The sequence below is a fragment of the Glutamicibacter sp. BW78 genome (assembly GCF_002332245.1).
Taxonomy (GTDB): Bacteria; Actinomycetota; Actinomycetes; order Actinomycetales; family Micrococcaceae; genus Arthrobacter_H; species Arthrobacter_H rhombi_A.
Map to the genome: position 1 here is coordinate 430,651 of NZ_NRGU01000030.1, position 20,256 is coordinate 450,906.

Sequence of the window (20,256 nt, forward strand, 5' to 3'; positions counted from 1 at the left end):
GTAATTTCGCGCAGGGCGTTACGCTTCAGGAATGAGCCCGAACGCCACGCCCACGGCGCTACCCGAGCGCGGAGCACGAACCATCTCCAAGCAGGTCATTGCCTGGGCCTCTTGGGACTGGGGCGCCTCGGCAATCAACGCGGTGATGACCACCTTCGTCTTCACCGTCTACCTGACCAGTTCAGCCTTCGGCAATACAGACTCCAACACCGCAGCACTGTCCTTGGCCCTGACCATCGCCGGTTTCACGATCGCCCTGTTGGCCCCGGTGACCGGTCAACGTTCGGACGCGGGCGGCCGCCGCCGTTTCTGGCTGGGAGTGAACACGGCCTTGGTGGCCCTGGCGACCGCGGCCGCCTTCTTTGTGTTCCCCGATCCTCGTTTCCTGATCCTGGGGGTCAGCCTCATTGCGGCTGCCAGCATTTTTTCCGAAGTTGCTGGCGTCAACTACAACGCCATGCTCCCGCAGATCTCCACCCCCAAGACCATCGGCAAAATCTCGGGCTTTGGTTGGGGCATGGGGTACGTCGGCGGCATCCTGGCCCTGTCCCTGGTGTTGTTCCTCTTCGTTCAACCCGTGCTCGACTGGTCGGGTGCAAGCACCGACAATGCCCTGAACATCCGGCTCGTCGCTGTCTTCTCAGCTCTCTGGTTCTTCGGTTTCGGGCTGCCGGTGCTCTTCGCCGTCCCCGAGATCTCCCGTCGGCAGAAGATGGCCAAGGTCAGCATCTTGGAGTCCTATCGGCAGCTGGGCCGAAACGTCGCCTCGCTCTGGCGCACCGAGCGGAACACGGTCTTCTTCCTCATCGCTTCAGCAGTGTTCCGTGATGGACTGGCCGCCGTCTTCGCCTTCGGTGGTGTGATCGCCGCAGGGACCTTCGGCTTCGAGCTCTCCGAAGTGATCGTCTTCGCCATCGTCGGCAACCTCGTGGCTGCCGCAGGCGCCCTGGTCGGCGGTGTACTCGACGACAAGATCGGCCCCAAGGCGGTCATCCTCGGTTCGCTGGTGGGCCTGCTCATCGCCGCCGGAGGGGTATTCCTCTCCCCCGACGCCACCGGCTTCTGGATCTTCGGCCTGCTGTTGACCCTGTTCGTCGGCCCCGCGCAAGCCTCCTCCCGCGCGTTCCTGGCCCGGTTGGCCGCCGAAGGTCACGAAGGTGAGCTCTTCGGCCTCTACGCCACCACGGGTCGTGCGGTGTCCTTCCTCGCGCCGGGCTTCTTCACTTTGGCCGTCGTCTTGGCCACGAGCCACGTCCCCGCCGGCGGGGCGCAACGCTATGGCATCCTGGGCATCATGCTGGTTCTGCTGATCGGATTGTTCCTGCTGTTGCCGGTGCGCAAACCCAATCATTCGACCCCTCAGGAGAACGCATGACCGCCTCATCCAGCACCCCGGAAACGGCCCTCCGGGTTGCCGTCGTCACTGGAGCCGGCTCGGGGATCGGCCGGGCCGTGGCCCGCGAACTCCTGGACACCGGCTGGCATGTGGCCTTGGCCGGACGACGCGCCGATGCCCTGGAACAGACGGCACAGGCCCATGAAGGAGCCCTGGTCGTTCCGACGGACATCACCGACCCCCGGCAAGTCGACGCCCTGTTCTCCACGGTCGTCACAGACTGGAACCGGGTGGACGTCCTGTTCAATAACGCGGGAACCTTTGGTCCACGCGCCTCGGTCGACGAGATCTCGGTTTCCGACTGGAACGATGTGGTGGCCGTGAATCTAACCGGCAGCATGCTGTGTGCCGCGGCGGCGGTCAGGACCATGAAGGCCCAAGACCCGCAGGGCGGCAGGATCATCAACAACGGGTCGATTTCCGCCCACGCGCCCCGCCCGCAATCAGTGGCCTACACGACGACAAAACATGCCATCACGGGGCTGACGAAGTCCATCGCCCTCGATGGTCGCAGCGCACGGGTCACTGCCTCGCAAATCGATATCGGTAATACCGCGACGGAGCTAACGGTCGGATTCACCACCGGGACCCTTCAAGCGGATGGCAGCACCCAGGTCGAACCGGTTTTCGATGTCCAACATGCAGCCCGCGCGGTGCGGCAATTAGCCGACCTTCCCTTGGACGTCACCGTCGATTCACTCGTCATCACGGCCACCGGCATGCCGTTCACGGGTCGTGGCTGACCGGGTTCAGGGCTGCAGGTCGGTGCGGTGGAAGTTCAAGTGGCTCCGCGAGGCCGTCGGACCACGTTGGCCCTGGTAACGGTTCCCGTAGGGGCCGGAACCGTAGGGGTGCTCCGTCGGCGAGGTGAGTTTGAAGAAGCAGAGTTGGCCGATCTTCGATCCCGGCCACAGCTTGATCGGCAGGGTCGCCATATTCGAGAGCTCCAACGTCACATGCCCCGAAAATCCGGGATCGATGAAGCCGGCCGTGGAGTGTGTCAGCAGTCCCAGCCGGCCCAACGATGACTTCCCTTCGAGCCGGGCGGCGACGTCGTCGGGCAGGGTGACCCGTTCGTAGGTGGAGCCGAGAACGAACTCTCCCGGGTGCAGGACGAAGGCCTCGGTAGGATCAACCTCCACCAGACGAGTCAGCTCCGGCTGGTCTTGTGAGGGATCGATATGGGCATATTTGTGGTTGTCGAAAAGCCTGAAATAACGGTCCAGGCGGACGTCGACGCTAGCGGGCTGGATCATCTCGGGCTCATACGGGTCCAGCCCGATGCGCCCGCTGTCCAGTTCGGTCCGGATGTCGCGGTCAGATATCAGCACGGTTCCCAAAATAGCCTATGCCGGGTCCCCGGCGTTATCCTGAAGCTGGTGGGTTGAGCTGCATGCGAAATCCGTAGGCTGCTCCGCGCACCGCAAACACCATGATGACTTCACCGCACACGCCCCGGCGTCTTCCCGCGCTAGCGACCGCTCTCGCCCTCGCTGCCGCCTTCCTGCTGCCTGTCACCACGGCCCAGGCCTCCCCGATCGGTGACCTGCAAAGTACTCAGGCTTCCCCCTCGACCGCTGCCGCCGATGAGCCCACGCACGAAAAGAAGTCGAAGGCCTCCACATCCGAGCATGAATTCGCTGCCTACAGCACCGATCCCACTTCCCCCCTGGTACTGGTCAACGAACATCATCCGCTGCAGCCGCGCGATTATGCGCCTCAGGAGCTGGTCGCTGTCTCCGGAGCTGGCACCGAGATGGTGCCCCACGCCGCCAAGGCCTTGAAGAAGCTCATCGCTGGCGCCGCACAGGACGGGCACGCACTCATGGTCGAAAGTGCCTACCGCTCCTATGACCACCAAGTAGAGCTCTTCCAGAGGTACACGCGGAAGTACGGCAAGGACTACGCCTCACGGATCTCGGCCAAACCGGGAACCAGTGAACACCAGCTCGGGCTCTCGGCCGACCTTGGCGTCGCAAGTGGGCAGTGCTCCCTGAAGGCCTGCCTGGCAGATCTGCCGGCAGGAAAATGGATGGCCGCCCATGCCACCGACTACGGCTTCATCGTGAGGTATCCGCAGGACGAACAGGAAACCACCGGTTACAACTTCGAACCCTGGCACCTGCGCTATGTCGGCAATAAAGCGGCACGGCAGATGGACCAGCATGGCACCGCCACCCTCGAACAGTATTCCAACGAACTGGTGACCGCGCGGAAGAAGCAGGAGGCCAAAGCTTCCGCAAAGGAAGCAGAAGCCAAACGGCAAGAAGCCCAGGAGCAGGCAGCCCGTGACGCCGAGTGGGAGCGTCAGGAGCGCCGGGCCGAAGAGACGCGGTGGTGGCCCGACTGGGCCCGCAACGCTTTCACGCAGTAGCTCCGCGTCCGGCGTCCCGAAGTCCTAGCTGGCCCGAACCGGGATCGCGGTGAAGGTCGGGGTCATCGTCTCGGCAAAGAAGTCGTTGCCCTGGTGATCAACCACAATGAATGCGGGGAAGTCTTCCACTTCGATCCGCCAGATCGCTTCCATACCCAGCTCCTCGTATTCGAGGACCTCGACCTTGCGGATGCAATCTTGCGCCAACCGTGCCGCGGGGCCACCAATCGAGCCCAGGTAGAAGCCGCCGTGCTTCTGGCAGGCGTCGGTGACCTGGCGGGACCGGTTGCCCTTGGCCAACATGACCATTGAGCCTCCTGCCGCCTGGAACTGGTCGACGTAGGAGTCCATCCGCCCGGCAGTGGTCGGGCCGAAGGAACCGGAGGCCATGCCTTCCGGGGTTTTCGCCGGGCCCGCGTAGTAGACGGGATGGTCTTTGAGGTAGTGCGGCATCTCTTCCCCGGCGTCCAGGCGTTCACGGATTTTCGCGTGGGCGATATCGCGGGCCACCACCAGGGGGCCGGTCAGCGATAAGCGGGTTTTGACCGGGTGCTTCGCCAATTCGGCGAGAATCTCGGACATCGGCCGATTCAGGTCGATCCTGACCACCGAAGATCCGCCGGTACCGCTGACACCATCGGTGTCGTCGTCGTGCGCGGAGACCGCTGGGTGGTCCGTTTCGGGCATGAAACGGGCAGGATCGGTTTCGAGTTGTTCCACGAAGACACCCTCGGAGGTGATCTTCGCCAGCATCTGCCGGTCTGCCGAGCAGGAGACGGCGATCGCCACGGGCAGCGAGGCACCATGGCGGGGCAACCTGACGATGCGGACGTCGTGGCAGAAGTATTTACCCCCGAACTGGGCTCCGATGCCGAAGTGGCGAGTCAGTTCCAGGACTTTCTCCTCCAAGTCGATATCGCGGAAACCCCGTCCGGTCATCGCCCCGGTGGTCGGCAGGGTGTCCAGGTATTTGGCCGAACCGTATTTGGCGGTCTTCAACGCGAATTCGGCGCTGGTTCCCCCGATGACGATCGAGAGGTGGTACGGCGGGCACGCAGCGGTGCCCAATGACCGAAGCTTCTCGTCGAGGAAGGCGAGCATGGCGTTCTCGTTCAGAATCGCCTTCGTCTCCTGGTACAGGAAAGACTTATTCGCCGATCCTCCGCCCTTGGCCATGAACAGGAACTTGTACTGTTCCTCGTGGCCGGGCTCGGTATCGGCATAGAGCTCGATCTGGGCCGGCAGGTTGTTCCCGGTGGAGGTTTCCTGCCAGGTCGTCAGCGGGGCGAGCTGCGAATAACGCAGGTTCAACTGCGTGTAGGCGTCATAGATGCCCTGTGAGAGAGCCTTCTCGTCCGGGCCCTCGCTGAGCACCTGCTGGCCGCGTTTGCCCATCACGATCGCCGTGCCCGTGTCCTGGCACATCGGCAGAACCCCACCGGCGGCAATGTTCGCGTTCTTCAGCAGGTCCAGGGCCACGAACTGATCATTCGGGCTGGCTTCGTCGTCGTCGAGGATATTGCGCAGTTGCTGCAGGTGGGCGGGCCGCAAATAATGGGAGATGTCGTGCAGGGCCGTCCGGGCCAGATGCGCCAGAGCCTCGGGCTCGACCTCCAAGAAGTTCCGTCCGCCGGGCCCTTCAACGCGACGGACCCCGTCGGTTCCGATGAGACGGTAGGGGGTGTCGTCCTGGCCGATCGGCAACAGGTCCTCGTACTGGAACTCGGTCATGGGGCATCCTTGGCATCCGGTGGGTTGATTGCCGCCCAGTCTAATTCGACACCCCGGAGAACCCCGAACCGCCACCCGCCCATTCCGGGACGGGTTGCGCATCGGCTACGAGCGTGATCGGCTGGAAGACATGAGCGAAGAGCCAACGCAGAACCCATCCGAAAACCCGGACCCCGACGAGCCGCAAACGCACCTAGAAACAGTGCTGCACGAGGGCCAAGCCGATGAGGCCATGGCCGGTCAGGTCATTGCCACCTTCCTGTCCGAGGAAGTCTTCTTCCTCAGCCGTGAGCAGGTGACCGAGGAAACCGACAACGTTCAGCCACTGCTGCTGCAGAATAAGGAAGGTGACCCCGTCATCGCCCTGTTCACGCACGTCAATCGGATCCCCGAGGCCTACACCGCCGAAGCCCCCTACGCGGTGCGCGTCGTCGGTGCTGCGGTCATCGACAACCTCAACGGTGCCGGCGTGGTCCTGAACCCTGGCCACCAGCTCGGTTTCGAGATCCCTGCCGAAGGCGTCGACGCCATCCGTCGTGACTTCGCCCCCGACGGCTCCCCAGCACCGGAGGCCCCCGCCGAGGGAGCCGCCGAGGCAGCCGCCGACAACGAATCAACCCCGGAGGCCTAAACCCGGGAACCCAGCATCATCAGATGGCCGTCGCCGGTTTCCCGGCGACGGCCATCTGCGTTCTGCGCCCCAGGGCTGCCCGATACTCCTCCGGGGTCTACGCTGGTGTCATGAATCTGGAAGAAACGCCCCTCCCGGGCATCGGTATGCGACGCGACGTCATGCTGGCCACGGGGCGACGTGTCGGCGTCGTGATCAAACGCGAGGGCGGCATGGAGCTGATCATCTCCGAAAAGCAGGATCCCGACGCCTGCCAGGCGGCCATCCCGCTGACCTCCGAGGAAGCATCGGCCATCGGCGGTCTACTCGGCGCCCCACAACTGGTGGCAGGTCTCTCCGCGGAACATAGCGAACTGCCCGGAGTGAACACCCAGCAGTTCGTCATCAGCCAAGACAGCCCCTACGCAGACCACACCTTGGGCGACACCCATTTGCGCACTCGCACCCACGCCTCCATCGTGGCCATTTCGCGGAGTGGTCAGGTCTTTGCCTCCCCCTCCCCGACCTTCGAGCTTGAAGCCGGCGATGTGGTCGTCGTCGTTGGCACGGCCGAAGGTCTCGATAAAGCAGCCCACCTGCTGAATCACGGATAAGGGCTGCCCGTGGACCCCACCACCGTCGTCCTGATTGAACTCGGGGCCGTCTTCCTCGGCCTCGGGCTTCTCGGACGTCTGGCGGCACGGGTCGGCATGTCACCGGTACCCCTGTACCTGCTGGGTGGGCTGATCTTCGGACATGGTGGTTTGGTCCCCCTGTCGGGGATCGAATCGTTCGGAGACGTCGCCAGTGAAATCGGCGTTGTTCTGCTGTTGCTGATGCTTGGGCTGGAATACACAGCCAAGGAGCTGGTGACCGGGCTGCGCCGTTCGTGGCTGGCGGGGCTGGTTGACCTGGTCCTGAACTTCGTCCCAGGAGCCGCCCTCGCCCTCATTCTGGGGTGGGGACTCATTGGTGGCCTGGTGCTCGGAGGGGTCACCTACATCTCTTCGTCGGGGATCGTGGCCAAGGTCCTCACCGATCTGGGCCGGTTGGGAAACCGTGAGACCCCGGTGGTGCTCTCCATTCTGGTGCTCGAAGATCTGGTGATGGCCGTCTACCTGCCGATCCTGACGGCGGCGTTGGCCGGGGTGAGTTTCTGGGGTGGGTTCCGGGCCGTGGGCATCGCGCTGCTTGCGGTGACCCTGGTCTTGCTGCTGGCGCTGAGGTACGGCCCCCAAATTTCGCGGCTGATCCACTCCCCCGATCAGGAGAACTTCCTGCTTAAGCTCATCGGGGCTGCCCTGCTCGTGGCAGGTCTCGCCGCGGCACTGCAGGTTTCGGCCGCCGTGGGCGCCTTCCTCCTGGGCATTGCCATCTCCGGTTCGACGGCGCATTCCGCAGCCAAGGTCTTGGCCCCGCTGCGGGATCTCTTCGCCGCCATGTTCTTCGTCCTGTTCGGCATTAACACCGACCCCGCGACCATCCCTCCGGTGTTGCTCCTGGCCCTGGCCCTGGCCCTCGTGACGTCGGTGACCAAGGTCCTCACCGGCGTCTGGGCTGCCCGTCGGGCCGGGATCGGCATACCAGGACGGATTCGCGCCGGAACGGCGTTGATCGCCCGCGGAGAATTCTCCATCGTGATCGCCGGACTTGCGGTCGCCGGTGGAGGGGCCTCCCCGGAGTTGGCTGCCCTAGCCACCGCCTATGTGATGTTGTTGGCCGTTTTGGGTCCGATTGCCACGAAACTGGCCGAACCGGTGGCGCGAGCCCTGACAGGCCGCCCAAAACGGTCCCCGCAGCCTGCAGGACAAGACTAGGATCCTGCGCGGGGTGCGGCCCCAATATGCATGTCAACGCCCGGTGGGCTATGCTGAGATGCACCCGCGGGTACGAACGGACCGGCGGGTGTTTTGCGGGCGTAGCTCAATGGTAGAGCGCCAGCTTCCCAAGCTGGACACGCGGGTTCGATTCCCGTCGCCCGCTCTCTTCATGCCAGGACCGGGAGTCCAACGACCGCACGGCGCGTAGACTAGGAGTGCCATGAAACGCACAATGTTCAAGTCGAAGATCCATCGCGCCACCGTGACCCATGCCGATCTGCACTATGTCGGATCGGTGACTGTCGACCTCGACCTCCTCGAAGCCGCCGACATCCTGCCCGGGGAACTGGTCAGCATCGTCGATGTCACCAACGGTGCCCGGCTCGAGACGTACACCATCGCCGGCGACCGCGGAAGCGGTGTCTTGGGGATCAACGGTGCCGCCGCGCATTTGGTGCATCCCGGCGACACGGTCATCCTCATCAGCTTCGCCGAGATGGAGAACGCGGAAGCACGTAGCTATGTACCCCGTATCGTCCACGTCGATGCCAACAACTCGATGATCGCTCTCGGCAGCGATCCCTCCGAGTCGCTATCGAGTAACGCCGCGCGCCCTCCGCACGCCATCGCCGGCTCCCCCGCGGACTCCTAGGACCGTGCTCGGGGTCCTCTCTGGATTCTCGATTGTTTGGGCCGTCATCATCGTCGGCTATGTGGTCGGACGCACGGGGGTCCTCGGAGCCGACGCCCGCTACGTCCTGAACCGCCTGACGTTCTTCGTCGCCAGCCCGGCGCTGCTCTTTGTCACTGTCGCCGACGCCGATCCCCGCGCTGTCTTGGGCCCCAGCCTGGCTGTGGCGGCGATCAGCGCCACCGGAGTTGCCTTGCTCTACTTCGGTGTCACCGGCTGGTGGTTGCCTCGAGGGCGTCCCGAACGACTCGTCGGGGCCATGAGTGCTTCAACCGTGAACTCGGCGAACCTCGGGTTGCCGATCGCTGCCTACGTCCTGGGCAGCACCACGCATGCGGCCCCGGTGATCCTTTTCCAGCTGGCCCTCTGGAGCCCCATCTTCCTGGCCCTGCTGGATTCAAGCACCTCGGGACGGCGCACCACTCCGACCGCTTTGGTGCTCAGCACGCTGCGTAACCCGATGATCGTCGCTTCGTTGGCCGGCTTGCTGTTCGCCGTCTTCGGCTGGACCCTGCCGCAGCCGATCGCCGACCCCGTCGAGCTCATCGCCGGCGCCTCCATTCCGGCGATGCTCCTAGCCTTCGGTATTTCTCTGGTAGGTTCCAAACCCCTGGAAAAAGCCACCCACCGACGGTCTGATGTTCTGATCGGCACCGGACTGAAGCTGATCGCCCACCCGGTGCTGGCGTGGCTCGCCGGAGCCCTCTTGTTCCGTTTGCACGGTGCAGAATTATTTGCCGTGGTCATCATGGCTGCGTTGCCCTCGGCACAGAATGTCTTCGTCACCGCTTCCCGGTATGAGCAGGGGCTGGTGGTCGCCAAGGACACCGTCCTACTGACGACGATCGCCGCCGTCCCCGCGATGCTGCTCGTGCCCCTGCTGCTGAACTCCTGAATCAGCCGGTAGACGAAAAGGGCGCGGCAGCTGGGCCGCTGCAACGGAACACGAGAGAATGGACCAGTGAGTAAGAAGCGTCTTGAAATTAGTTGGATCGGCTCGGTCGGCTCTGCCTTAGGGGCTGTGACCTCGGCAGTGGTGTTGTCCACCTTGGGCGTGGCCGGGACCATTCTCGGCGCAGCACTGGGTAGTTTGGTGATCACCGTCGGCGGTTCGATCTACTCCCAATCCCTCCAACGGACCACGGAGCATGTGGGCGAACGGGTGGGCAATGCGCGCGCCAAAACCCGGCCATTTAACGACGCACAACCACCAGCGACACCGCGGGACGCGGGTCCGAGTGGAACGACCGTCGATGAGGTCGAGAAACCGGCGAAGAACGCTGGACGCGGGATCCTGCAGAGGCTGCCGTGGAAGCACATCATCGGCGTCACCGTCGCCCTCTTCGCCATCACCATGGCCCTGATCCTCGCCTTCGAGCTCTCCGCAGGACGTGCGGTGTCCTCGTTTACGGGTGGCACGAGCGGAACCGGCGGTACCTCGATCCCGGGGATCAGCGGGAACACCAACCCGACGGATGACTCCGGAACCAAGGATCAGGACCCGAACTCGCCCGTGCAGGATGAAGCGCCGGACGAGGAGCAGCAGCCCCAGCAGGATCAGGCACCCGCGCCCCAAGAGGAGGAACCGGCTGCCCCCGAGGCACCTCAGGAACCTGCCCCGGCCCCGGCACCTGCACCGGATCAGCCCGTGGAGCCCTAAGTCGACTGACTGCCGCCGGCACCGGCGAGGGACGTCAGCCGATGCGGGCCAGCCAACTCCAACCGGGCGCACAGTTCAGTCAAAGGGCCGTTTCCTAGTATTGAAGGTGCCTCATCAAGGTGCGAGTGATCCGCAAGGCCCCAGCCATCCCCCTCGGCTGGGGCCTTGTGCGTGCCAGAGCACCGCGACCCCGACGCCTAGGGTGCAGACGGTCTTTGCGCGTCCTCAGCGTTGGCCCGGTGGCGCCCCCTGGCCGGGGCCTCAGCTGCAGGGGCAGCTTCCGGCGTCTCGGACTGCCCGGGCGCTTCCACCGAGGGGGAATCCGTGGCAGGCTCCGCCCCGCCGACCTCGGTCCGCAGAGCGTGTTCGTGGATGAACACCACCAAGACGAGACCGGCCAGCATGACCGGAACGCCGTAGAGGAACAGAGGCGGCAGGGCGTCGGCGAACCCTTGGGCGATGAGTTCCTGGACCGGAGCCGGAAGCTGGGCCAACAGCTTGGGTGTTAACGAGCTGACGGAGTCCGCGTTGAAGCTTCCCTTCCCGGCGTTTGCCGGAAGTGAGGAAAAGGCGTCGGTCAGCCGGGATACGAAGAGCGCCCCGAACACCGAGATACCGAGCGAAGCCCCGATCTGGCGGAAGTACGAGGCCGAACTGGTGGCCACCCCCACGATCCGGTGGGGGACGCTGTTCTGCACGACGACGACGAGGTTTTGCATCGAACACCCCACACCGAGTCCGACCACGAACATGGCCAGGGCGGTGTACCAATACGGGACGCCCACCCCGATCTGCGCCAGCATGAACAGCCCCACGGCGCCGATGACCGGTCCCACCAGGAGCCACACCTTATAGCGGCCAGTGGAGGAGACCAGTCGCCCGGTGGTAATGGTGGCCAGGAGCATGCCCGTGGTCATCGGGATCAACATGAGACCGGATTCGGTGGCGTTGACCCCTTCGACCATCTGCAGGTACGTCGGGAGGTAGGCAATGGTGGCGAACATCGAGATACCAATGGTCACCCCGGCCAGAGCCGGGAGGATGAAGTTGCGTTCGGTGAACAACGTCAACGGAATGATCGGCTCGGCTGCCCGGCGCTCGGCCAAGACAAACAACACCGCCGACACGACTGCCACGACAGCCAAGACCAGCACCTGGATGCTGCCCCAGGCATAGGTGGTTCCACCCCAGCTGGTGATGAAGACGGCCGCGGCGCTGAACACAGCCAAGGTCATGGTGCCGAGAACATCGATGCGAGGCGCCGCCCCGGAGGGCCGAGGCAGGTGCAGGGCGAAGATCACGGTCCCCAACGCCGCCAGGCCCAACGGAATGTTGATGTAGAAGATCCACCGCCATCCCATGTTGTCGGTGAAGAACCCGCCGATCAGAGGCCCGGCGACGGAGGCCACCCCGAACACGGCCCCCATGAAGCCCATGTACTTGCCACGGTCGCGTGGGGACACAAGGTCGGCAATGATGGCTTGGGCTCCAATCATCAAGCCGCCACCGCCAATACCTTGGATGGCGCGGAAGATGATCAGCTGGATCATGTTCGTTGCGGTGCCCGAGAGGATCGAACCGGCCAGGAAGACCACGATGGCGAACACAAAAACAGATTTACGTCCGTACAGGTCACCGGCTTTGCCATAGATCGGCAGGCCGATCGTCGCCGCCAGCATGTAGGCGGTAATCACCCAGGAAATATGTTCGAGACCGTTGAGGTCTCCGACAATGCTGGGCAGCGCGGTCGCGACGATCGTCTGGTCCAGCGCCGCGAGGAGCATCGCCAGCAGCAACCCGATGAACGCCCACACGAACTCGCGCTTGGTTCTGGCCGGTTGTTGGCCGTTGGGGTGGGTGGCTTCTTGTACCGTGTCGTGTGCCATCTGGAATCCTGCGGTTCGGAGGGAGGGGCGGGGCGAAAACCGGCCTCCCGGACGGTGAACCCGTCTAGCAGGAGGGGGGGTGTGTCGAAGCGGCCGGAGCACCTGGCCAGCCGTCGGCACTGAGCAGGACCTTGAGCAACAAGCGTCGCAGTTCGACGCGCTCGTCTTCGGCCAGGCCAGATAAGAGGTTCAGTTCCGCCTCCGTGGAAGCAGCGGCAACGTCGTGGGCGATCTCAGTTCCGGCGCTGGTAATGGCGACGATGATGCGCCGACGATCCAACGGGTCAGGATGACGTTCAATTAATCCGCTGCGTTGGAGGGATTCCACGTAGGTGCTCACGTGGGATCTGTCGGTGTTCAGGCGGGTCGCCAACTCGTGGGGAGCCAGCGGACCGAGATCCACCAACGCCATCAATACCGCGTAGTGAGGGAAGCCCAAACCGAGGTCCTTGAGCGTGGCGACCATGCCTGCTTTACCCAGCCGGGCCAAGCTTCCGGCCAGATACGTCGTCCTGGACATAAGCGATGGCGGCGGAAGGCCGACCTGCTCGTCAACTTGAGGCATAAGACAATAATAGCGTCGCGCCACTACCTAAGCACAGAGATTTGAACGCCGAATTTTTCGGCGAAGGGCACCACTACATGGGGAGCCTCAACTACGACTTGGCACGGCTGAATGGCCCAGGTCAGGAAACGCACGGATTTACTGTCCGTGAATCCCAGACCGGGCCCGCTCTCTGGACAGGCACATTCGACGCCTCCGCTGGCTGACTGGCAACCTGAGTTACATGCGTAGCTACCTGCCCGGAATCCTGAGCGCGCTGACCGCGCTGGCCACCAACATCGTGCTGGACGTTTACACCGACGTGCCGATGCTCCTTCGGTGGGCTGTTGCAATTACTTGTTCATTGCTCGTCACCTTTGTCCTGATCAAGTGGCCCGAGCGCCGGCAAAAACGAAAAAGCAACGACGCAGTTTCCAGCTAGGACTGCTGCCCACGTGCCATCCGCGGAACGTTGGCGTCAGGGCATCGCAAAATCGGCCGATTCGTCCTTTCATGAAGAACCCTCGGCGGGACACTGCGAAGCTACGTCCCGGCCTCGCACCGTTGCTCCTCAAGCGAGGAGGACCGCTCATGTGGATGAGACGGCTGATTTCCATCCCGGAGGTCTTCCGGCACTGCGTTTATGGTCTCGCTCAACCCCTGAGACGAGGACGGGCTTTTCGGCTACAGCAGTACGTGGATACGGTGAAGTGGACAGGGGGCCTCGTGGGGGCGTCAATCACCCAGCCGAAAGAGCGAATGATGAGCAAGATGCACGCACTAAGAATTTCCTTTCTCATACTCGCAGGGCTCGTGGCGTCGCTGGTGTATATCCTCGCGGTGGGGTTGTTGACGGTGAGTGCCATCGGCGCCCGCGATGGCGCAGCTTTTAGTCTCAACAATTCTGTTGTGGCCATAACCGAGCCTCATGTCCCCTATCTTCAGATGATCTCCATCATGCTGTTGGGACTACTGGTCGCCTATGCTCTCCTCGTCGGCACAGGCAAGCAGCCGCCCCGAGATCGCATGGCCCTGTCGGGCGGCTTCGGTGTCGGCACGGCAGCGTTGGTGCTCTATTCATTTGCGGGCCTTGGAGTCTCCAACGCGAGGGCCAGCGTCGTAGAAGCGGAGCTGGCCGGGTGGAAAGGCTGGATTTACAAGGCTGGTAGCGACTCATCTGTGCACCTTCTATTGGCCCTGATACTCGCGTGGATGCTCTTGCAGATTCTGCAGGCTTCGAAGGCATCACAGGTGACCGAAGCTAAAAGCATCCATTAGACGCTCGAGGCTGGTGCCGCATTCCTACGACTACTGCACGAAATGTTGAACGTAGTCTGCACGACGACTCCGCGTCGGCACAAGGAACCCGCGGCGCCCAAACGCTACAGCCACCCTCGAGCTAGCGGGCACCCACCGGCATGCGTAACGAAGCGACCGCGGCCAGCGCCTGGCCGAGGTCCCCGCGCAGGTCACGGACATCCTCCACCCCGACCGAGAGGCGCACCAGATCCGTGGGGGCAGCCAGTGCGGTGCCACGGACCGAGGCATGGGTCATTTCCGAGCTGTAACAGACCAGTGATTCGACGCCCCCGAGGCTGACCGAGAGCCCGAACAGTCGCGTGGAGACGGCGAATTTCCGTGCTGCGGCCTCACCACCGGCCAACCGGACCGAGACGATGCCACCGAAGCCGTCCATCTGACGGGCGGCCAATGCGTGCCCGGGATCCTCGGGGAGCCCCGGATAGTGCACGGCGGCGATCTCCGGTTGCTCACGCAGCCATTCGGCGAGCGCCAGCGCGTTGGCCCCGTGGCGGTCCATGCGCAGCCCCAGCGTCTTCAGCCCGCGGGCGGCCAGATAGCAATCCTGCGGCCCGGCAACGGCTCCGGCGGCGAACTGCTGGAAGGCCACCAGTTCGGCCACCGGCTGTCCGCGATGGAGGGCATCGGCGACGACGACGGCTCCCCCGAGCACATCGGAGTGGCCGCCGATGTACTTCGTGGTCGAATGCACGACGACGTCCGCTCCCAGATCCAGGGGCCGCTGCAAGTAGGGCGAGGCAAAGGTGTTGTCCACGACCAGTAGCGCCCCGGCGTCGTGCGCGATCTTCGCCCATCCGGCGATATCGGCGACGGCGAGCAACGGATTCGACGGGGTTTCCAGCCACAGCACCGCGGTTCCGGCGGGGCGGACCGCTGCCCGCACCGCCGCCAGATCGGTGATATCCACCGCCGTGTTCTCCACGCCCCACCGGCCCAGGACCTGGGTGATGAGCCGGTGGGTTCCGCCGTAACCGTCGGCGCCCAGGATCACGTGGTCCCCCGGGGCCAGGACCGCACGCAGCAGGGCATCCTCGGCGGCGATGCCCGAAGCGAAGGCGTAGGCGCTCGTTCCGTGTTCCAACGCGGCGAGCTGGGTTTCGAAACCGTTGCGGGTGGGGTTGGAGCCACGCGAATACTCGTGGCCTGCGCGCAGGACGTTGATACCGTCCTGGATGAAGGTGCTGGTCTGGTAGATCGGCGGGATGACGGCCCCCGTCAGCGGGTCAGGCTCCTGCCCGGCGTGGATCGCCGTCGTGTTGAAACCCCGTGGAGGGGAGGTGGGCGGGAAGGTGGTCATGTCAGTTCTCCTGTCCTGCGGCGTCGAGGCACTGGCCCAGATCTGCGATCAGGTCCACCGGATCCTCCAAGCCGATGGAAAGCCGGATGGTGGTCTCCCCGATACCCGCAGCCACGCGTTGGGTCTCGGTGAGCCGGCAATGGGTCATGGCCGCCGGATGGGCCACCAGCGATCGGGTATCTCCCAGGTTGGCGACCAGCTTGAACAGCGCCAGCCCATCGATGAAGGGACCTACCGACTCGCCGGAGGCCGCCAGATCGAAGGAGAAGACGGAGACCATCGAGCGCGGGTCGGCCTCCGTTTCGGCCCGGAGCCCGGGGTGGTGGACGCGGGCAACTGCCGGGTGGGTCTCCAGGAACCGGGCGACGGCCAGGGCGTTGATTCCATGGCGGTCAACCCGCAGTCCCAGGGTTTCCAACCCGCGGCTGATCTCCGCAGCTGCCGGCGCCGACAGGCTGGGGCCCAGGTCGTGCAGGTACTTGCTGCGGGCCAAGGCAAGGTATGCGGCCCGGCCATGGCGTTCGATGAGCGTCAGTTTCCCGTATCTGGCCTTCGGCTTCGCCAATTGCGGCCACTTCAACGGATCGGCGGCGAAGTCGAAGCGGCCAGCGTCGACGATCCCCCCGGCCAGCGCCGTACCGTGGCCCCCCATGAACTTGGTGGCCGAATGCACCACGATATCGGCCCCGTGCTCGATCGGCCGGTACAGGACAGGGGTGGCCAGGGTGTTGTCCACGACCACGGGAACGCCTGCTGCGTGGGCGATCGTCGCGATCGTGTCGACGTCGGGCAGCGTGGAGAGCGGGTTGGTGATTGATTCGACCAGCACAGCCCGGGTGTCGGGCGTGATGGCCCGTTCCCAGGCGCCGGGATCGTCCTGGTCCACGAAGTCGACGCGGTAGCCGAAGTCGCCGAAGGAGTCCGTGAGCAGGTCCACGGTTCCCCCGTAGAGCTGCGAGGAAGCGACGACGTGATTCCCCCCGGGCAGCCGGACCCCGTCCTCGTCGCGTCCCCCGCCAAGCAAGGCCAGCAGGGCGATGGCTACCGCCGATTGTCCGGTGGCCGTGGCGATCGCCCCGATGCCACCTTCCAGGGCGGCCACCCGCTGCTCGAACCCGGCGACGGTGGGGTTCCCGGTGCGCGAGTAGGTGAAGCCGGGGGTGCGCAGTGCGAACATCTCCACGGCGGTGGCATGATCGGGAAATTCGAAGGCCGCCGAATGCACGATGGGCGGGGCCACGGCAAAGTGCGGTGCTGCCGGGATGTAGCCGGAGTGGATGGCCGCGGTGGCCGGGCCGAAGGGTGCTGCGGGGCGTTCCGGGGTGGTGGTGCTCATGGCGGGGCTCCTGGTCCAGTCGCTGGTGGTGGGAAACGGTGATTCGATGCCGTGCCGGCCGGAACCGGCACGGCATCGAATCGCAGGGGATCAGGCCCCGGTGACGCCGACGGGTTCGCCGGCGGTGAGGCCGGTCCGGGCGGCGCGGGCCGCGGCGACCAGATGGCGCAGGGACTCCTCGGTTTCGGTGTAGCCGCGGGTCTTCAGCCCGCAGTCCGGGTTGATCCACAGCCGGGAGGCATCCAGCCCCTGCAGGGCGGTGCCGATGAGACCGGCGATCTCCTCCTCGGTGGGCACCCGCGGGGAGTGGATGTCGTAGACACCGGGACCGATGCCGCGGCGGTAGCCGAAACCGGCCAGGTCGGCGACGACTTCCAGCCGGGAGCGGGCCGCCTCCAGGCTGGTGACGTCGGCGTCGAGGCCGTCGATGGCGCTGATGACCTCACCGAACTCCGAATAGCACAGGTGGGTGTGGATCTGCGTGGCCTGGCGCACCCCCGAGGTGGCCAGCCGGAAGGCGGAGACCGCCCACGCCAGGTAGGCGTCCTGGTCACTGGCCCGCAGCGGTAGCAGTTCACGCAGGGCCGGCTCGTCGACCTGGATGATCGCCGTGCCGGCAGCCTCCAGGTCGGCGATCTCCTCGCGCAGGGCCAAGGCGACCTGGTTCGCTGTTTCTGCCAACGGTTGATCGTCGCGGACGAAGGACCACGCCAGGATCGTCACCGGCCCGGTGAGCATGCCCTTGACGGGGTGCGCCGTCAACGATTGGGCGTAGCTGGTCCACTCCACGGTGATGGCCTTCGGCCGGGTCACGTCCCCCCACAAGATGGAGGGCCGGGTGCACCGCGAGCCGTAGGACTGGACCCACCCGTGCTCGGTGGCCGAGAAGCCGTCCATGTTCTCGGCGAAGTACTGGACCATGTCATTGCGTTCGGCTTCGCCGTGCACCAATACGTCGAGCCCGATATCCTCCTGCAGTTCGATCACCCGGGCGATCTCTGCCCGCAGGAACTGCTGGTATTCAGATTCGCTCAGTGTTCCCTTGCGCACCGCCGCCCGGGCTGTGCGGACCTCGGTGGTCTGCGGGAAGGAACCGATGGTGGTCGTTGGCAGCAGCGGCAGTGACAACCGTTCGCGTTGCGCCTGGGCACGTTCGTCGGCATCACCGCGTTCGAAGTCGGTCGGCGCCAGCGCTGAGGTACGCGCCTTCACGGCGTCGAGGTGAACCCCCGTGCCTTGGGCGCGGGCGGTACGGGCCGCGGTGGCTGCCTCGAGCTGCGTCCGGATGGCTTCGGCCCCTTCGGCCAACCCACGGGCCAGGGTCAACACCTCGCTGGTCTTCTCATCGGCGAAGGCCAGCCAGTCGGCCACCCCTGCGGGCAGGGAGGATTCCACGTCGAGGCGATGCGGGACGTGGAACAACGAGGTGGTGGTGGCCACCGCGGGCACCGTGGTGGTGTTTGCCAGGGTCTGCAGCGTGGTCAGCGAGGCCGACAGGTCGTTGCGCCAGATGTTCCTGCCGTCGACGATTCCGGCCACGAACCGGGTTCCGAAGGCCCCGATGCGCAGCAGCGTCTCCGCCTGGGGCTGCGCCCCGCGCTGGAGATCCGCGTGGACCGCTTCGACCCCGAGTTCGGCCAGCACCCCCAGGATCTCCCCCGGGGTGTCCCGGTCTCCGGCGGTGCCGTAGCCGGTGGTCACCAGCAGGGCGGGGCGGCGCCCCCCGTAGTAGGAGGTTCCGGCGTCGTCCGCTGCCAGCAGTGAGCGGTAGGCGCGTTCGGCGATATCGGCGTGGGCGGCCCCGCGGTCGGTGACCAGGCCCGGCTCGTCCAGCTGCACCCAATCGGCTCCGGCATCGGCCAGGGCAGCGAGGATCCCCCGATAGGCGGCGACCACGTCATCCAGGCGTTCCAACGGGTCAAAGCCTGCTGGTGCGCCGTCCTCGGCTTTGGCCAGGAGCAGGTAAGTGACCGGGCCGACGAGGACCGGGCGCAGTGTCCTGCCGGCGCCTCGGTGTTCGGAGATCAGGGTGGTCAGGGCGTGGGCCAGCGGGGCGAAGGTCGTCCTCGGACCGATTTCGGGGACGAGGTAGTGGTAGTTGGTATCGAACCATTTGGTCATTTCCAGTGGCTGGCGTTCGGCATCCCCGCGGGCCAGGGTGAAGTAGCCGGCCGTATCGATGGAGCCGTCCGGGCCGGCCAGATCGGCAAAACGGGAGGGCAACGCCCCCAGTGCCACGGTGGCGTCCAGGACCTGGTCGTAGAGGGAGAAGTCCGCGGGGATGGAGGAGTCGGTGGCGGATAGGCCCAGTTCGGTCAGCCGGGAGATGGTGTTTTCCTGGAGCTCTCGGCTGGCTGACTGCAGGCCGGCCGTGTCGAGGTTTCCTGCCCAGTGGGCGTCGAGTGCCTTCTTCAATTCGCGGTTCGGGCCGATGCGCGGGTAGCCGAGGATCGTTGCTGCGGGGAAGTGAGGGGTGCTCATGGTGGTGCTCCTGTCGGTAGTGGTCATTCCGTAGGTGGTTCGATGGGATTGGATGGGTGGCGAAGTAGCTCAGGCCGGTACTGCCGTGAGTCGGCCGGGGCGCGGGGCGGGGTCCCCGAATCGGCCGGTGAGGCCCAGGCGTCCGACGACGTCCAGCGGGCCGCGGTGGTCGTTGAAGGTGTACAGGTGCAAGCCGGGGGCCCCGTCGTTCAGGGCGTTGCGCCCCAGGTCGACGGCGGCTTCCACCCCGATGCGGCGGCGTTCATCGGCGTCGCGCGCGGTTTCCAGTCGGTGGGCCAGCACCGGATCCGGTTCGATTCCGGCCAGCCCACTGAGCCGGGTCAGCCGCCGCACGGAGTCGAAAGCGATGAGGCCCGGAACGATGGGAATGCGCACCCCGGCATCCCGGGCGGATTGCAGCAGGCGGGCATAGTCGCTGGGGCGGAAATACACCTGGCTGATGGCGAAATCGGCCCCCGACCGTTCCTTGGCCAGCAGCACCTCGACGTCGTGTTCAAAGGAGGGCGATTCGGGATGGCGTTGTGGGTAGGCGGCGACACCCACGGAGAGCCGTCCGGCACAGAGCGCCGCCGAATGGCGGCTTTCCACGTCACGGATGAGTTCGATCAGATGCCGGGCGAACGGCAGGTCACCCCGCGAGGTGGCCCGGTCCACCGGCAGGTCCCCGCGCAGGGCCAGGACGCCTCGGACCCCCGATCCGATGAGGCGTTCGATCAGGGAGGTCAACGACGCCCGGCTCTCTCCGACACAGGTCAGATGGGCCAGGGGACGCAACCTGGTGTTCGAGGCCAGGTGGCCGACGAGTTCCAGGGTGGCTTCGCGACGCTGAGGCGCCCCGCTGTAGGTCACCGCGACGTAGTCGGGCCGGGCCTGCGCCAATTCGCCGATGGTCTTCACGACCTTTGGAACCGCCGAATTGTCCAGCGGTGGGTAGAGCTCGAAGGACAGGGCCGGTGGGGCCGCGCCGTTGCTGTCATGGGGCATGGTTCTCCTCGCAATATCGGTGCGAGGGAGCGCACCGGCCTGCGCCGGATCGACCCCTGAACCGGAGCAGGGACAGGCCCTGGCTCCGGTGGGTTCGCGAATGCG

Annotated in this window: 19 protein-coding genes and 1 tRNA gene; 12 read left to right on the top strand and 8 right to left on the bottom strand. The window is 65.2% G+C overall.

The window, feature by feature from the left end; genetic code table 11:
• The first annotated feature begins 31 nt into the window (after positions 1-31).
• Positions 32-1,375 carry an MFS transporter gene (locus CIK75_RS06490; protein ID WP_096223393.1) on the top strand — a complete coding sequence of 448 codons (1,344 nt, stop codon included), beginning with the start codon at positions 32-34 and terminating at the stop codon, positions 1,373-1,375.
• On the top strand, positions 1,372-2,139 hold the full coding sequence (locus tag CIK75_RS06495) for an SDR family oxidoreductase (RefSeq protein WP_087001268.1): 768 nt from the start codon (positions 1,372-1,374) through the stop codon (positions 2,137-2,139). Before CIK75_RS06490 ends, CIK75_RS06495 begins: the two co-directional genes overlap by 4 nt.
• A gap of 6 nt (positions 2,140-2,145) precedes the next feature.
• Here CIK75_RS06495 and dcd read toward each other — a convergent pair whose 3' ends face one another.
• Positions 2,146-2,727 carry a dCTP deaminase gene (gene dcd, locus CIK75_RS06500; RefSeq protein ID WP_087001307.1) on the bottom strand — a complete coding sequence of 194 codons (582 nt, stop codon included), beginning with the start codon at positions 2,725-2,727 and terminating at the stop codon, positions 2,146-2,148.
• A 101-nt stretch (positions 2,728-2,828) separates the two neighbouring features.
• Here dcd and CIK75_RS06505 point away from each other — a divergent pair, with 101 nt between their 5' ends.
• Positions 2,829-3,770, top strand: a complete 942-nt coding sequence (locus CIK75_RS06505) for a M15 family metallopeptidase (RefSeq protein WP_087001266.1) — start codon at positions 2,829-2,831, stop codon at positions 3,768-3,770.
• 24 nt (positions 3,771-3,794) lie between these two features.
• Here CIK75_RS06505 and CIK75_RS06510 read toward each other — a convergent pair whose 3' ends face one another.
• Positions 3,795-5,501 carry a fumarate hydratase gene (locus CIK75_RS06510; RefSeq protein ID WP_087001264.1) on the bottom strand — a complete coding sequence of 569 codons (1,707 nt, stop codon included), beginning with the start codon at positions 5,499-5,501 and terminating at the stop codon, positions 3,795-3,797.
• Positions 5,502-5,631: 130 nt separating this feature from the next.
• On the opposite strand from CIK75_RS06510, the gene CIK75_RS06515 reads away from it, so the two are divergent.
• The 7 genes from CIK75_RS06515 (at position 5,632) to CIK75_RS06545 (ending at position 10,282) form a co-directional block, all read left to right on the top strand.
• Positions 5,632-6,132: an SseB family protein gene (locus tag CIK75_RS06515; protein WP_087001262.1), complete on the top strand. Its 501-nt coding sequence runs from the start codon at positions 5,632-5,634 to the stop codon at positions 6,130-6,132.
• Positions 6,133-6,242: 110 nt separating this feature from the next.
• Positions 6,243-6,725, top strand: a complete 483-nt coding sequence (locus CIK75_RS06520; RefSeq protein WP_087001305.1) for a cation:proton antiporter regulatory subunit — start codon at positions 6,243-6,245, stop codon at positions 6,723-6,725.
• A gap of 9 nt (positions 6,726-6,734) precedes the next feature.
• Entirely contained in the window at positions 6,735-7,928 is a 1,194-nt protein-coding gene (locus CIK75_RS06525) for a cation:proton antiporter (RefSeq protein ID WP_087001260.1), read from the top strand.
• Positions 7,929-8,023: 95 nt separating this feature from the next.
• Positions 8,024-8,094, top strand: a tRNA-Gly gene (locus tag CIK75_RS06530).
• 57 nt (positions 8,095-8,151) lie between these two features.
• Positions 8,152-8,583 (top strand): aspartate 1-decarboxylase, encoded by a 432-nt coding sequence (gene panD / locus CIK75_RS06535; protein WP_087001259.1) that lies wholly within the window; start codon positions 8,152-8,154, stop codon positions 8,581-8,583.
• A 4-nt stretch (positions 8,584-8,587) separates the two neighbouring features.
• Positions 8,588-9,517 carry an AEC family transporter gene (locus tag CIK75_RS06540; protein ID WP_087001257.1) on the top strand — a complete coding sequence of 310 codons (930 nt, stop codon included), beginning with the start codon at positions 8,588-8,590 and terminating at the stop codon, positions 9,515-9,517.
• Positions 9,518-9,583: 66 nt separating this feature from the next.
• Positions 9,584-10,282 carry a hypothetical protein gene (locus CIK75_RS06545; RefSeq protein ID WP_143269311.1) on the top strand — a complete coding sequence of 233 codons (699 nt, stop codon included), beginning with the start codon at positions 9,584-9,586 and terminating at the stop codon, positions 10,280-10,282.
• A 197-nt stretch (positions 10,283-10,479) separates the two neighbouring features.
• Here CIK75_RS06545 and CIK75_RS06550 read toward each other — a convergent pair whose 3' ends face one another.
• Together CIK75_RS06550 and CIK75_RS06555 are read right to left on the bottom strand one after the other, a co-directional pair.
• Positions 10,480-12,168: an MDR family MFS transporter gene (locus tag CIK75_RS06550; protein ID WP_087001253.1), complete on the bottom strand. Its 1,689-nt coding sequence runs from the start codon at positions 12,166-12,168 to the stop codon at positions 10,480-10,482.
• A gap of 64 nt (positions 12,169-12,232) precedes the next feature.
• Positions 12,233-12,733: a MarR family transcriptional regulator gene (locus tag CIK75_RS06555; RefSeq protein WP_087001251.1), complete on the bottom strand. Its 501-nt coding sequence runs from the start codon at positions 12,731-12,733 to the stop codon at positions 12,233-12,235.
• A 223-nt stretch (positions 12,734-12,956) separates the two neighbouring features.
• Between CIK75_RS06555 and CIK75_RS06560 the strand changes: the two genes are divergently transcribed.
• Together CIK75_RS06560 and CIK75_RS06565 are read left to right on the top strand one after the other, a co-directional pair.
• Positions 12,957-13,154: a hypothetical protein gene (locus CIK75_RS06560; RefSeq protein ID WP_087001250.1), complete on the top strand. Its 198-nt coding sequence runs from the start codon at positions 12,957-12,959 to the stop codon at positions 13,152-13,154.
• Between the two features lie 320 nt (positions 13,155-13,474).
• Positions 13,475-13,990 carry a hypothetical protein gene (locus tag CIK75_RS06565; RefSeq protein ID WP_143269310.1) on the top strand — a complete coding sequence of 172 codons (516 nt, stop codon included), beginning with the start codon at positions 13,475-13,477 and terminating at the stop codon, positions 13,988-13,990.
• Between the two features lie 121 nt (positions 13,991-14,111).
• Here the strand turns inward: CIK75_RS06565 and CIK75_RS06570 are convergent, their stop codons facing one another.
• The 4 genes from CIK75_RS06570 to CIK75_RS06585 all read right to left on the bottom strand — a co-directional run bounded on the left by CIK75_RS06570 (position 14,112) and on the right by CIK75_RS06585 (position 20,151).
• Complete coding sequence (locus tag CIK75_RS06570; protein ID WP_087001245.1) at positions 14,112-15,329, bottom strand: cystathionine gamma-synthase; 1,218 nt, start codon at positions 15,327-15,329, stop codon at positions 14,112-14,114.
• 1 nt (position 15,330) lies between these two features.
• Positions 15,331-16,665 (bottom strand): aminotransferase class V-fold PLP-dependent enzyme, encoded by a 1,335-nt coding sequence (locus CIK75_RS06575; protein WP_087001243.1) that lies wholly within the window; start codon positions 16,663-16,665, stop codon positions 15,331-15,333.
• 90 nt (positions 16,666-16,755) lie between these two features.
• Positions 16,756-19,146: a 5-methyltetrahydropteroyltriglutamate--homocysteine S-methyltransferase gene (gene metE, locus CIK75_RS06580; protein WP_087001240.1), complete on the bottom strand. Its 2,391-nt coding sequence runs from the start codon at positions 19,144-19,146 to the stop codon at positions 16,756-16,758.
• A gap of 69 nt (positions 19,147-19,215) precedes the next feature.
• Complete coding sequence (locus CIK75_RS06585) at positions 19,216-20,151, bottom strand: methylenetetrahydrofolate reductase (RefSeq protein WP_087001239.1); 936 nt, start codon at positions 20,149-20,151, stop codon at positions 19,216-19,218.
• Positions 20,152-20,256 lie beyond the last annotated feature (105 nt).

Bases quoted from the DNA above. Each gene is read 5' to 3' on its own strand.
- CIK75_RS06490 (WP_096223393.1), top strand. From the start codon at position 32: ATGAGCCCGAACGCCACGCCCACGGCGCTACCCGAGCGCGGAGCACGA.
- CIK75_RS06495 (WP_087001268.1), top strand. From the start codon at position 1,372: ATGACCGCCTCATCCAGCACCCCGGAAACGGCCCTCCGGGTTGCCGTC.
- CIK75_RS06505 (WP_087001266.1), top strand. From the start codon at position 2,829: ATGATGACTTCACCGCACACGCCCCGGCGTCTTCCCGCGCTAGCGACC.
- CIK75_RS06510 (WP_087001264.1), bottom strand. From the start codon at position 5,501: ATGACCGAGTTCCAGTACGAGGACCTGTTGCCGATCGGCCAGGACGAC.
- CIK75_RS06515 (WP_087001262.1), top strand. From the start codon at position 5,632: ATGAGCGAAGAGCCAACGCAGAACCCATCCGAAAACCCGGACCCCGAC.
- CIK75_RS06520 (WP_087001305.1), top strand. From the start codon at position 6,243: ATGAATCTGGAAGAAACGCCCCTCCCGGGCATCGGTATGCGACGCGAC.
- panD (WP_087001259.1), top strand. From the start codon at position 8,152: ATGAAACGCACAATGTTCAAGTCGAAGATCCATCGCGCCACCGTGACC.
- CIK75_RS06550 (WP_087001253.1), bottom strand. From the start codon at position 12,168: ATGGCACACGACACGGTACAAGAAGCCACCCACCCCAACGGCCAACAA.
- CIK75_RS06555 (WP_087001251.1), bottom strand. From the start codon at position 12,733: ATGCCTCAAGTTGACGAGCAGGTCGGCCTTCCGCCGCCATCGCTTATG.
- CIK75_RS06560 (WP_087001250.1), top strand. From the start codon at position 12,957: ATGCGTAGCTACCTGCCCGGAATCCTGAGCGCGCTGACCGCGCTGGCC.
- CIK75_RS06565 (WP_143269310.1), top strand. From the start codon at position 13,475: ATGAGCAAGATGCACGCACTAAGAATTTCCTTTCTCATACTCGCAGGG.
- CIK75_RS06570 (WP_087001245.1), bottom strand. From the start codon at position 15,329: ATGACCACCTTCCCGCCCACCTCCCCTCCACGGGGTTTCAACACGACG.
- CIK75_RS06575 (WP_087001243.1), bottom strand. From the start codon at position 16,665: ATGAGCACCACCACCCCGGAACGCCCCGCAGCACCCTTCGGCCCGGCC.
- metE (WP_087001240.1), bottom strand. From the start codon at position 19,146: ATGAGCACCCCTCACTTCCCCGCAGCAACGATCCTCGGCTACCCGCGC.
- CIK75_RS06585 (WP_087001239.1), bottom strand. From the start codon at position 20,151: ATGCCCCATGACAGCAACGGCGCGGCCCCACCGGCCCTGTCCTTCGAG.